Raw genomic sequence first — 11,948 nt, forward strand, 5'->3', positions numbered from 1 at the left:
CGGAACGGTCGGCGCTTTTCGGGGCGCGCACGCTCCCGGCCGGCCCGGACCACCCGCCGTCGACGGAAACGACCACGCACCACCCGGCATCACGACCTCGGCCGACGGCACCGCGCCGCGGCCCCGCTCTCTCCAGGGGGAACCTCCATGAACACTCGGCGTCACCGCTCCGCGCTGCTGGCCGTCACGGGCACGGCTCTCGTTCTCTCCCTCACCGCCTGCCAGAGCGGCGGGGACACCGCGTCCTCGGCCACCCCCGAGGCCACCGTGGCGGCCACCGTGGCGGCGACCGAGGTGACCGCCCAGCCGGCCGGTGAAAAGGGCACCGGCACGTCCGGGGCGACGGGTTCGACCGACTCGGCGCGCTCGCGGGGATCGAAGGACTCCGCGGGCTCGACCGGCTCCAGCGGCACCACCGGTGAGCGGGCCTCCGCCTCCCCCCCGCTCTGCACCGCGGGGAACGTCACCATCAGTGCCGCCACGCAGGACGGTCCGCCCTACACCCACATCGTCCTCACCGCGAAGAACACCTCCTCCCACGCCTGCCGGCTGACGGGCTTCCCGCACATCCAGTTCCTGGAGAGTCACAAGCAGGATGTCCCGGCCGTCGCCAAGAGCAAGCCGGCCACCCCGGTCGTGCTCACGGCGGGAGCCCCGGCCTACGCCCTGGTGAAGCTGTCGGACGGCGGAATCGACGAGGACGCCGAGCCCGTGACGGCTTTCTCCGTCATGCTGGAGGGCGACCCCACGGTCATCGCCGTGACCGCGCCCGGCAGCGAAGGCATCGCCGTCGACCCGGCCAAGGCGCTCACCGGCTACTGGACCCCCGAACTCCGCGAAGGCGCGGACGATTTCTGAGTGGCGGCACCGGCGCTCGCCCTCGGCCGCGAGAGGTACGGCACCCGGCCGGCCCTCGCGACGGAGGGCGAGCGCCTCTCCCGCCGCGCACGCGGTTCCCCCGCGGCTCCGGCCGGCCTGGGTACGGACCCCTTCCCGGCCGGCGCGGCGGCCTCCCGTACGGCCGACCGGCTGACGTCGCGTCATCCTGTCACCCGGACAGACCCCCCTGGCGAGCGCCATCTCATATCTGAGATAGCCTCAAGGTCATGTCAGACGACTACCTCGTACGCATCGGCAAGCTCATCCGTGACGCCCGGCAGCACCGGGGCTGGACGCAGACGCAGCTCGCGGAGGCGCTCGGCACCAGCCAGAGCGCGGTCAACCGCATCGAGCGCGGCAACCAGAACATCAGCCTTGAGATGATCGCCCGAATCGGTGAAGCCCTGGACAGTGAGATCGTGTCCCTGGGTTACGCGGGTCCGATGCATCTGCGCGTGGTCGGCGGTCGCCGTCTGTCCGGCGCCATCGACGTCAAGACCAGCAAGAACGCGTGCGTGGCCCTGCTGTGCGCGTCGCTGCTGAACAAGGGACGCACGGTGCTGCGCCGGGTGGCGCGCATCGAGGAGGTGTACCGCCTTCTGGAGGTACTGAACTCCATCGGCGTGCGTACCCGCTGGATCAACGACGGCGTCGACCTGGAAATCGTCCCGCCCGCCGAGCTGGAGATGGCGGCGATCGACGCGGAGGCCGCCGTGCGCACCCGCTCGATCATCATGTTCTTCGGCCCGCTGCTGCACCGCATGGACCGCTTCAAGCTGCCGTACGCCGGCGGCTGCGACCTGGGCACGCGGACCATCGAGCCGCACATGATCGCCCTGCGCCGGTTCGGCCTGGACATCGCGGCCACCGAGGGCCAGTACCACGCGCAGGTGGACCGCTCGGTCCGCCCGGACCGGCCGATCGTGCTGACCGAGCGCGGCGACACCGTGACCGAGAACGCGCTGCTGGCCGCCGCCCGCCACGACGGTGTCACGGTCATCCGCAACGCCTCCTCCAACTACATGGTCCAGGACCTGTGCTTCTTCCTGGAGGCACTGGGGGTGAAGGTGGAGGGCATCGGCACCACCACGCTCACCGTGCACGGCGTGCCGAACATCGACGTCGACGTCGACTACTCCCCCTCCGAGGACCCGGTCGAGGCGATGAGCCTGCTGGCCGCCGCCGTGGTCACCGAGTCGGAGCTGACGGTGCGCCGGGTGCCGATCGAGTTCCTGGAGATCGAGCTGGCGGTCCTGGAGGAGATGGGGCTCGACCACGAGCGCAGCCCCGAGTACTGCGCGGACAACGGCCGTACGCGTCTGGTCGACCTCACGGTCCACCCCTCCAAGCTGGAGGCGCCGATCGACAAGATCCACCCCATGCCGTTCCCCGGCCTGAACATCGACAACGTCCCGTTCTTCGCGGCCATCGCGGCGACCGCGCAGGGCAAGACCCTCATCCACGACTGGGTCTACGACAACCGCGCCATCTACCTGACCGACCTCAACCGCCTCGGCGGCCGGCTCCAGCTGCTGGACCCGCACCGGGTGCTGGTCGAGGGCCCGACCCGCTGGCGCGCTGCCGAGATGATGTGCCCGCCGGCCCTGCGCCCGGCGGTGGTCGTCCTGCTGGCGATGATGGCGGCGGAGGGCACGTCCGTGCTCCGCAACGTCTACGTCATCAACCGCGGTTACGAGGACCTGGCCGAGCGCCTGAACTCGATCGGGGCGCAGATCGAGATCTTCCGGGACATCTGATACGCCGCTGCCGCGGCACCCTGTCTGACCTGCGGTGAAGCGGGTCAGACAGGGAGGCTGCGACATCCGTGGGACTTCTCTGGGACTTTGCGCCGGCGGCGGGCTCTCCGACCGCGCGCCACGAGCGCCGACGTCCGGCCTCGCTACACGAAGACAGCGTCGATCGCGGCGCTGCCCCGTGCGCCCGCGCGCGGCAGGAAGTGGGCGTACTTCCGCAGCGTGAACCCCGGGTCGGAGTGCCCCAGCCAGCGGGCCAGCGAGATGATCGATTCGCCGGCCTCCAGCACCTCCGAGGCGTAGAAGCGCCGCAAGGCGTGGAAGCCATGTCCACGGGACGGCTCCCACACGCGACCGCCGTTGGCGCCGCCCTCCTCCAAAGGGGCGATCACGTCGGCCGCAGCCAAGGCGGGCTTCCCCACGTAGGAGTTGAAGTGGTTCCGGTCGATGGCCGCCTCCCCTTGATCGATGACACACGCGGACGGCTCCGCACGCCTGCCCTCCTTCTTCCGTACCAGTGTGCGCAGTACGCCGGTGAGCTGGGCGAACACACCGTCCTTCTGCCACTTGGCGAAGTAGCCGTACACGGTTCCTCAGGCGGGAAGTCGTGCGGCAGGTAGCGCCACCGCACCCTGGTGCGGTCCACGTACAGGATCGCGTTCATGATCTCGTATGTCGACCGGACCGGGGTTCAGTGGCGCTACCACCCGCACGACTTCCTATCAGTTACGTGGAATCACGCGCCGCAGGATGCGTCTCGTATCCTGCGGCGCCCCCATGGGCTGAGGAGGCGTGTTGGGCAGCGCGGTGGCGCTGGAGGAGAAGTGGTCGGCCCTGGGCCGGCACCGCGGAGTGAACGTGGTCGCACTGGACTCCGGGGCGGGTCTGGCGAACGCGACCTTGCAGCAGCGACTGGTGCCGGTCCGCCTGTTCTACGGCTACCTGATCGAGGAAGGGCTGCGGGAGTCGAACCCGGTCGGCCGAGGCCGCTACACGCCGGGCCGGAAGTTCGGCAGCCACGAGCGCGGGCTGGTGCCCCGCCTGGTCAAGCTGCCGTGGAGATCCCCAGCGAACAGCAGGGGCTCGACCTGCTGGACGTCGTACGCGAAGAGCCGGTACGGAACCGGGTGATGCTCGCTCTGGCCTACGACGCCGCTCTGCGGCGCGAGGAGTTGTGCTCGCTGCGGGCCCGAGGACATCGATCCTGCTCACCGGACGCTGCGGATCAGGGCGGAGACGACGAAGTCCCGTCGCGAGCGCATGGGAAGTCGTGCGGGAGCAGCCGCCAGGCGCAGCCGGCCCGCACCCAGTACGCCAACGCGTCGATCAACTCGCGGCGTGAGTGCTTGGGCGGGCGGCCGCCCGGCGTCGGCGGCGGAACCAGTGGCTCGAGCACCACCCACTCGGCGTCGGAAAGATCCCTCGGATAGGCACGCGGCCAGCCATCCCCACCTCCCCGACGTGCAGGAACTACCAAGTCGCCTGCCCTGAACAGGACTTCTCAGACACCCACTAGGAGGCTCGGATATCGCGGCGTACGGCGTCGAGGTAGTCGGTGATGGCTCGGTGGTTCTTGGTGAGGCATTCGATTTTTTCGGCCATGCGATCGCGTTCGCGTTCGAGCGTTGCGACCATGTCTGGCGTGACGTAGGGCAGGTGGATCGTGCGGGGGGTGTTCAGGCAGGGCAGGATCTGCTTGATGATCCGTGTGGGCAGCCCTGCGTCGAGCAGGCCTCGTACCTGGAGAACCCGGTCGACGACGTACTCCTCATAGTCCCGGTATCCGTTGGGCAGTCGATCTGACGCGATCAGTCCCTGCTCCTCGTAGTAGCGCAGCAACCTCACCGGAGTCCGCGTGCGCGTCGATAACTCACCGATCCGCATATCCCTCTCCTCGCCCTCTGTGGCTGGCGTCGTGTGACTCAGCGGACACCGAATTGACCCTCACACTAATGTCACCCTTCGATCATAAGGCCATGACACGAACACATGCCGTGCCATCTCCCTCGATAACGAACGCCCGGCTCCCACTGGCGGGTCTTCTGGCCTTGGCCGCCACCGGGTTCATTACGCTCCTGACCGAGACGATGCCCGCCGGACTGCTTCCCGGGATGAGCCGAGACCTGGGTGTGAGCGAGAGTGCTGCCGGGCAGAGCGTCACCGTCTTCGCGATCGGGGCGATCCTCGCCGCGATCCCGCTCACCAAGGCGACGATCGGCTGGCCGCGCCGACACTTGCTGCTGGTGGCGATCGCAGGACTCGCGATCGCCAACACCGTCACCGCGCTCTCCGAGAACTTGGCACTTACGCTAGCCGCCCGGTGCCTCGGCGGCATCGTCGGCGGGTTGCTCTGGGCGCTGTTGGCCGGGTACGCGGTACGGATGGTTCCCTCACATCAGCGCGGCAAGGCAATGGCGATCGCGATGGGGGGCGCAATCGTCGCCCTGTCCGTCGGAGTTCCTGCAGCGGCGTTTCTGGCCAAGCTCGTCGAGTGGCGATACGCGTTCGGGATCATGACCGTCCTCACGCTCGCGTTGATCGTGTGGGTCGTCGCGGCGGTGCCGAACTTCCCCGGACAGCCCAAGGGCTCACGGCTCCCGCTCACCCGTACCTTCCGCATTCCCGGCGTAGCGCCCGTGCTCTTCGTGACCCTCACGTTCGTGCTCGCCCACAGCATCCTCTATACCTACATCGCCCCGTTCCTCAAGCCGCTCGGCATGGCAGGTCAAGTCGACGCCGTGCTGCTCACCTTCGGTCTGGTGTCGCTGGTGAGCGTCTGGGTCGCCGGAGCGCTCGTCCATCGGCACCTGCGCCTCCTCATGATCCTCGCGTGTGTGCTCTTCGCGACATGCGCGCTGCTGCTCGGCATCTTCTCCGGCGTGCCTTCGCTCGTCTACGCCAGCGCGGCGCTCTGGGGGCTCGCGTTCGGCGGCACCTCTACCCTGTTGCAGACCGCAGTCGCCGAAGCAGCAGGCGACGCCGGCGATGTCGCCCAAGCACTCCTCACCACCGGATGGAACGTCGGAATCGCCGGTGGTGGCATCATCGGAGGCATCGTCCTCAGCGGATTGGGTGCGTCCTGGCTGAGTTGGGTCACGCTCGCACTGCTCGTCCCTGCACTCGCCACTGTGCTCGCGGCACACGAATACGGGTTCACCAAGGGAGAGCTCGGCAGCCGCTAAACCACCGCTGCCCCTGACTGAGACCCGGGAGCATAACCCAGTGGACCGCTCATGGGTCCGGCGATCCGTACTCACGAAAAGAAATCTTTGAAATCGACCTCTAAGAAACAAGAATGAGGCGTAATCCATCGGCCACCGCTGGCCACCCCTCACTGCGTCACCAGATGCCGAAACCGCCTGCCCGGGTCGGGTGGGGGGCATGTTTCCGCCCGACAGGCCAGTCCCCAGTGCCACGGTGAGCGCCAAGCAGGACACCCGCGCCGGCCACGTTGTGACGTTCCTTGCGGGGTCCTACGTACTGCGGAACCGGGCCGACTCGGCTGACCACACGGCGAAAGGGCCCACCTCCAACGCGCACTCCCGGTCCCAGCCGTGCTGCCCTACGGCGTTGAACCGAAAGGGCACCCGTCAGCCGTGGGAGTCCTCTGGGATTTCTCTGGGACTTCCGGCTTCATCAACCGGCACGAGCCTGAAAGAACTGAAAGACCATTCTCGCAGGTCAGCGGCCAACTCATCCCCGTCTCCGCAGGTCACCACGCTGCCAGGTCTCTTCCGGGACATCTGACGCGCGAATGCCGCCACAGGCTGTCCGGCCTGCGGTGAAGCGGGTCGGACAGCGCCGCGGGCTGTGTCCTGCGGCTGGAGCGGTCCGCCCTGCCCCTTGCTGTGGGAGTTCGGTGAGCAGGGCCTGGCCGAGCGGTTGCAAGGCGCGCTGGTGGCCCCGTCGGCCGGCCCGCCGAGTGCGGCTCCCTGGGCGGCGCATGTCCAGCAATCTGCCTCCGTCCGGTAGTTGATCCTGACCGGCTGCCTCCGCACCGCCCCTTCCGCGGACGGCGGTGGACGCTGTCCTCGGTGTGCGGACGCGAGGACCCACGGCGGAATCAGACAGTGAGGACGAGCTTGCCCTGGAGGTGACCGGAGTCGAGCAGCCGGTGCGCGTCGGTGACGCGCTCGAACGGGAACGTCTCCTGCACGTGGACCCGGAGCCTGCCCTCTTCGACGAGTCCGGCGAGACCTCGCAGGGCGACCGGATCGGGGTCGACCGCGATGCCGCTGAAGCGCATGCCGGCCGCCTCGTACCTGGCAACGAGCTCCGGGTCCTCCTCGGCGACCGCCGTCACCAGGTGACCGCCCGGGCGGAGCACTCCGAGCGACCGCTCGACGGTGTCGCCGCCGATCGTGTCGAGCACGACGTCGATGTCACGGACCGCCTCGGCGAAGTCGACCGCCGTGTAGTCGATCACCTCGTCGGCGCCGAATCCCTCGACGAACTCGCGCTTGCTCCCACTGGCCGTCGTGATCACGTGCGCGCCGAACGCCTTCGCGATCTGGATCGCGACGTGGCCGACCCCGCCCCCACCGCCGTGGACCAGGACACGGTCGCCCTCGCTCACGCCGCCGAGATCGACCAGACCCTGCCACGCCGTCAGCCCGACGACCGGCAGCGCCGACGCCTCGACGTGCGAGAGCGACGCCGGCTTGCGCGCCAGGTGCAACGCCGGCACCGACACGACCTCGGCGTACGCGCTCGCCGCCCGCGGGAACAGCGGCATCCCGAACACCTCGTCGCCGGGCCTGAACCGCCACGTCCGCGGCGACTCCTCGACCACGCCGCTGATGTCCCAGCCGAGGATGAACGGCGGTCGGCCGATCAGCGGGAACTCGCCCGCGCGCAGGCGCGCCTCCAGCGGGTTCAGCCCGATCGCCTTGACGCGGACGAGAACCTCCGTCGGGAGGGGCCGGGGCTCGGGCGCGTCCACGATGGTGAGCACCTCGGGACCGCCGAGCACCTGCTGGGTGATGACTCGCATGACTCTCCTGGCTTTCGAAGGGGGAGGGGACCCAGGCTAGGTTTCCGACAGGAACCAGCAGGTGCCTGTGGCGCAGGTACCTTCGGCGCCATGAGTGGTTTCGGTCCCGGTGATCTCTTTCTCGCCGACTGCCCGGCGCGTCTGGCGGTCGAGCTCATCGCCGACAAGTGGACGGTGGTCGTGCTCGCCGGCCTCAGCAAAGGCCCGGTGCGCCACGGCGAGCTGATCGAGTTGATCGGCGGCATCTCCCGCAAGATGCTCACCCAGACGCTCCGACGGCTGGAGGCACACGGACTCGTCCGCCGCCACGCCTACGCCGAGGTCCCGCCCCGCGTCGAGTACGAGCTCACCCCGCTCGGGGCGACGCTGATCGAACCGATCCATACGCTGACCGAGTGGGCGAGGGCGAACGGCGACGCGGTGCTCGACGCGCTCGACGCCGATCCCGAGCCGGTCGCCCATGGCGACTGATGCCCCTGCCAGGGCAGCGACCTGCTGACGGATCGTACGCGGTGCCGGTCCCTGGCAGAGCGGCCCTTCCGCCCAGCTGGTGACAGCGCTAGGCGAGCCAGGGACGCCCCGTCCCCGTCGCCCGCACGGAGAGAACGCCTTCTGCGTCTGGTGCGGGACGGTTGATCCTGCCCGACGGCCGGGACTTGTCAACCTGCGCGGTCTGCGGCGCTCGTTCCGCGGGCCCGGACGGGTGCGGGCGGCATCTCCGGGTTGTCTCCCAGGACTTGGGGCCTACGGCGGCCGCGGCGCGGGCTCCTACGATGGCTGCCTGTCATGGTGAACGCCGCCGCAACGCCCGTCGGCATGCCCTGTCTTCTGCACGGCTTCGGACTGGTACCAGTACCGGGACCCGGGCGTAGGCCGAGCCGGGCGGGGAGGCCGTCCGCAGGCGTTGCTCGGCGGCCTACTCGTAGACAGGACCCGTTCATGACCGCTGAGCCGACTTCCGGCGCCGCCGCCGGCACCGAGCCCGGCCGGCCGGGCACCAGCGGCGCCACGTCCGTCCGGGTCTGGCTCGCCCTCGGCATCGCCCTCACTCTGTGGTCGTCCGTGTTCGTCGGATCAAAGCGGTCCTGGACGACTTCAGCCCCGGTCCGATGGCGTTGTCACGGTTCTCCGTCGCCTCGGTCAGCGTCATCGTGATCTGGGTGGCCACGGCCCGCCGCGGTCTGCGGCTGCCCACGCCACGCGACCTGCCGCTGCTCCTGCTGTGTGCCCTGTTGGTCATCGTGATCTATCGGCTGGGCGTCGGGCTGGGAACGGCGGGCACGGTGGTGATGCTTTCGCCGATCAGGCGGGCCTGCGGATCAACCTCGGCACGTTCTACGTCCTCGCCGCGGCGATCGCCGAGAGCCTCTACTTCATCCTGTCCGAGCCGCTGCTCGGGCGCTACACCTCGACGGAGTTCAACGCCTTCGTGACGGTGCTGGGAACCGCGATGACGCTTCCCTGCCTGGGCGGGCTCGGCCATCAGGTGAGCGCGGCCTCCATCGGGAGCGTCGCCGTGGTCGTCTACCTGGGCGTGTTCCCCGCGGCCGTCGCCTATCTGCTGTGGAACCACGCCATGTCGCGGCTCGGTGTCGCCGCCACGACCTCCGCCCTGTACGCGCTGCCCGTGCTCAGCCTCCTGGTCTCTCTGGTCCTCCTGCACACCTTGCCCACCCCCCTGGGACTGACCGGCGGCGTGATCTCGCTCGTCGGCGCGGCACTCGCCGACAGCCGGCGCTCCCGCCGGCCCCGGTCGGCCGGCTGATCCCGCCGCGCCCTTTGTGCGCACCGCCGGCGGTCGGCGGCCTGGAAGCCCTGTCCGGCCCCGGCCCCGCGTCGAGGGGCCGGGGCCGGACAGGGCTTCGTGTGCGGCCCGGGGCCGGTGGTTCAGGGTCGCCGCCGGGACCGGCAGTGGTCCAGGGTCGCCGGGTCCCGGGTCAGAACGTCACGTCCGAGCAGGCGTAGAACGCGTTGCCCGTGTCGGCGATGGTCCAGACGCCGAGGATGACGTGGTGGCCGCTCAGCCCGGTCGGCAGGGTGCCGCTGTGGCTGAGGGTGGCCGGCGGCTGCTTGCCGCCGTAGGGAACCGTCAGGAACGGTGTCGTGTTCAGGTCGGCGCGGGTCAGGGCGTGGCCCTGGTTCCAGCCCTGCTTGGTGACGTAGTACCGGAAGTCGGTCGTCGCGTGCCGGGCCTCGAACTGCCAGCGGAAGGTGTAGCTCTGGCCGCCGGTGACCTTGGTGGTGGGCCACTCCGCGCCCCTGGGGGTGCGGGCGCCGTCCAGCTGGCCGAACCGGGTCTCGCCGCCGGAGCACAGCTGCCCGTCGGCCGGTCCGCCCGCCGGGAAGCCCTTGGGTCCCTCGACGCTCTGCGGCTCCCACTGGATCTCGCCGCAGCCCCGCACCGTGCCGTCGGCGCAGAGCAGTTGCCTGCTGATGGGGAGGTCGGTGTAGCCGTGACCGCTGGCGCCGCCGGTGGACAGCACGAAGGCGCCGGTGGTGGCGAGGCCCAATACGGCCGCGTACAACTTGCCCTTGGTGCGCATGTAGCCGCTCCTCGGAACGTGTGGGGAGTTGATCGAGCCGAACCGTACGTTTGGTCTAGACCAAGGCCCAGGCTATTGCGGCCGCCTGGACATGTCCATACCAATGCCGTCCCCGGGTCGCCCGCGCCGGACGGCATGCTCCGGCGGTCAGGAGATGGGCACGGTGGCCGGTCCGGTGGACCGCGTGCGGGCCCGGGGGCAACGGGAAGGGACCGGGGACTGCCCTCGCGTACATGGTCAGGGGCCGGATCTCGCGGTACACCGGGGAGGCACGCACACCGACGCCGGGAGGGAACCGCCTTGTACGACCACGCCGACAGCCGGGCACGGAAGGGGCGGCAGGCTCCCGCGGCTGCCCGCACGTCCGGGTCACGGGCGGTGGCACCGGCCGCGGCGCTGCTCGCCCTCCAGCGCTCCGCCGGGAACGCGGCCGTGGTGCAGATGGTGCGCCGGGCCGGGGAGGAGGCGCAGGACGCCCACCGGCACGGCCCCGGCTGCGGCCACGCCGAGGACTCGCAGCCGGTGCAGCGTTCCGCCGTGCACGCCGTCCTGCGCAGCGGTGGCCGGCCGCTCGACCAGCGGAGCCGCACCGACATGGAGGCCCGTTTCGGCGCCGACTTCTCCGACGTGCGCGTGCACACCGACGCCGCCGCCCGGGACTCCGCGGCCCAGCTCGGCGCGGTGGCGTACACCTCGGGCAGCCATATCGTCGCCGGCCCCTCCGGCATCGACCGGCACACCCTGGCCCATGAGCTGACCCACGTCCTCCAGCAGCGCTCGGGGCCGGTGGCCGGGACCGACCGGGGGAACGGGCTGCGGGTCAGCGACCCCTCCGACCGCTTCGAACGGGAGGCGGAGGCCACCGCGCGCCGCGTGCTGAGCGGGCCCGCGAAGTCCTCCGCCCCGGAAGCGGCCTCCCCCGCCGCGGGTTCCCCGGCGGGCGGGGGCGACGTGCAGCGGATGCAACACCCGGGCAAGATCGACGACGAGGTGGCGCGGCTCGTCGCCCAGGCGGAGCCGAGCATCGACGCCTACATCGCCGGCTACGACCAGTGGCAGATCAACCGGACGAACTTCAAGTGGGTGGTGAACAACGACGAACTCAACGACTCCTACGAGACGATCGAGGCGCAGGTCGGCGACCCCCAGGGGCGCTCCAAGACGGAGCTGCTGCAGGCGCTGGACAGCACCATCCGCGCCGATCTGACCACCACCGCCTCGGAGACGGTCGCGAGCACCAGGACGGCGGCGGCCATCGCCAAGTACAAGCTGATCCTCGGCCGCACCACCGACACCGGCCGGTGGGCCGAGTACCAGAAGAACAAGGCCCAGCAACCCGGCGAACTCGACCTGGACGCCCGGATGGGCCGCCGGCTGAACACCACCAAGTGGTCCGTCCCGGTCAACTACGCCTTCATGGACGGCGGTATCGAGGAGCGCGCCGTCTTCAAGATCGTCACCAGTCTGGGGCCGCAGATCGAGGGCATGCTCACCTCCGGGCAGCTCAACGCGGCCAACTTCTGGACGGAGATCGAGAGGTTGGGGGACAGCGCCCTCTGGGACCCCACGAAGGCGCCGGAGGAAGGCGGGCCGCAGGCGATGCTGGGCCACGAGATCCTCCAGCTCATCGAGTCCGGTTACCGCTTCTACGACCGGACCAGCGGCTTCGCCCAGGGCAGCCGGCTGGTGGCCGTCCACCCCGACAGGCAGTCGGTCGACCCGAGCGACAAGCAGATCCCGCTCACCTGACCCTCCGCAGGGGCGAGCGGGCCCGGTCGG

11 protein-coding genes and 1 pseudogene are annotated in these 11,948 nt (G+C 70.0%); 7 read left to right on the top strand and 5 right to left on the bottom strand.

The annotated features are described in order from the left end of the window. Positions 1 to 147 precede the first annotated feature (147 nt). Entirely contained in the window at positions 148 to 858 is a 711-nt protein-coding gene (locus Srubr_RS21765) for a DUF4232 domain-containing protein (protein WP_189990046.1), read from the top strand. Between the two features lie 248 nt (positions 859 to 1,106). Continuing rightward, positions 1,107 to 2,636, top strand: coding sequence for a helix-turn-helix domain-containing protein (locus Srubr_RS21770; RefSeq protein WP_181793548.1), 1,530 nt, complete (start codon positions 1,107 to 1,109; stop codon positions 2,634 to 2,636). Positions 2,637 to 3,097: 461 nt separating this feature from the next. Here the strand turns inward: Srubr_RS21770 and Srubr_RS42085 are convergent. Beyond that, a pseudogene (locus tag Srubr_RS42085) lies at positions 3,098 to 3,300 on the bottom strand (transposase); the annotation flags it as partial. A 128-nt stretch (positions 3,301 to 3,428) separates the two neighbouring features. Between Srubr_RS42085 and Srubr_RS21785 the strand changes: the two are divergent. Next, positions 3,429 to 3,764, top strand: a complete 336-nt coding sequence (locus Srubr_RS21785; protein ID WP_229926440.1) for a hypothetical protein — start codon at positions 3,429 to 3,431, stop codon at positions 3,762 to 3,764. Positions 3,765 to 3,858: 94 nt separating this feature from the next. Here Srubr_RS21785 and Srubr_RS42090 read toward each other — a convergent pair whose 3' ends face one another. Then, the gene (locus Srubr_RS42090) at positions 3,859 to 4,032 is read right to left on the bottom strand and encodes a transposase (RefSeq protein WP_373319177.1); all 174 of its coding nucleotides are present in this window, start codon (positions 4,030 to 4,032) and stop codon (positions 3,859 to 3,861) included. 113 nt (positions 4,033 to 4,145) lie between these two features. After that, positions 4,146 to 4,517, bottom strand: a complete 372-nt coding sequence (locus tag Srubr_RS21795) for a MerR family transcriptional regulator (protein ID WP_189990042.1) — start codon at positions 4,515 to 4,517, stop codon at positions 4,146 to 4,148. Between the two features lie 92 nt (positions 4,518 to 4,609). On the opposite strand from Srubr_RS21795, the gene Srubr_RS21800 reads away from it, so the two are divergent. Continuing rightward, complete coding sequence (locus Srubr_RS21800; protein ID WP_189990040.1) at positions 4,610 to 5,815, top strand: MFS transporter; 1,206 nt, start codon at positions 4,610 to 4,612, stop codon at positions 5,813 to 5,815. Positions 5,816 to 6,696: 881 nt separating this feature from the next. On the opposite strand, the gene Srubr_RS21805 is transcribed toward Srubr_RS21800, so the two are convergent. Further along, positions 6,697 to 7,626, bottom strand: coding sequence for an NADP-dependent oxidoreductase (locus Srubr_RS21805; RefSeq protein ID WP_189990037.1), 930 nt, complete (start codon positions 7,624 to 7,626; stop codon positions 6,697 to 6,699). A 90-nt stretch (positions 7,627 to 7,716) separates the two neighbouring features. Between Srubr_RS21805 and Srubr_RS21810 the strand changes: the two genes are divergently transcribed. Continuing rightward, entirely contained in the window at positions 7,717 to 8,097 is a 381-nt protein-coding gene (locus Srubr_RS21810) for a winged helix-turn-helix transcriptional regulator (protein WP_189990035.1), read from the top strand. Between the two features lie 751 nt (positions 8,098 to 8,848). Continuing rightward, positions 8,849 to 9,391 (top strand): DMT family transporter, encoded by a 543-nt coding sequence (locus tag Srubr_RS21815; protein ID WP_189990032.1) that lies wholly within the window; start codon positions 8,849 to 8,851, stop codon positions 9,389 to 9,391. Positions 9,392 to 9,563: 172 nt separating this feature from the next. Here Srubr_RS21815 and Srubr_RS21820 read toward each other — a convergent pair whose 3' ends face one another. Beyond that, positions 9,564 to 10,169, bottom strand: coding sequence for a lytic polysaccharide monooxygenase auxiliary activity family 9 protein (locus Srubr_RS21820; RefSeq protein ID WP_189990030.1), 606 nt, complete (start codon positions 10,167 to 10,169; stop codon positions 9,564 to 9,566). 378 nt (positions 10,170 to 10,547) lie between these two features. Here Srubr_RS21820 and Srubr_RS21825 point away from each other — a divergent pair, with 378 nt between their 5' ends. Further along, positions 10,548 to 11,918, top strand: coding sequence for an eCIS core domain-containing protein (locus tag Srubr_RS21825; protein WP_373313347.1), 1,371 nt, complete (start codon positions 10,548 to 10,550; stop codon positions 11,916 to 11,918). Positions 11,919 to 11,948: the final 30 nt, after the last annotated feature.

This window comes from Streptomyces rubradiris, assembly GCF_016860525.1.
Lineage (GTDB): Bacteria > Actinomycetota > Actinomycetes > Streptomycetales > Streptomycetaceae > Streptomyces > Streptomyces rubradiris.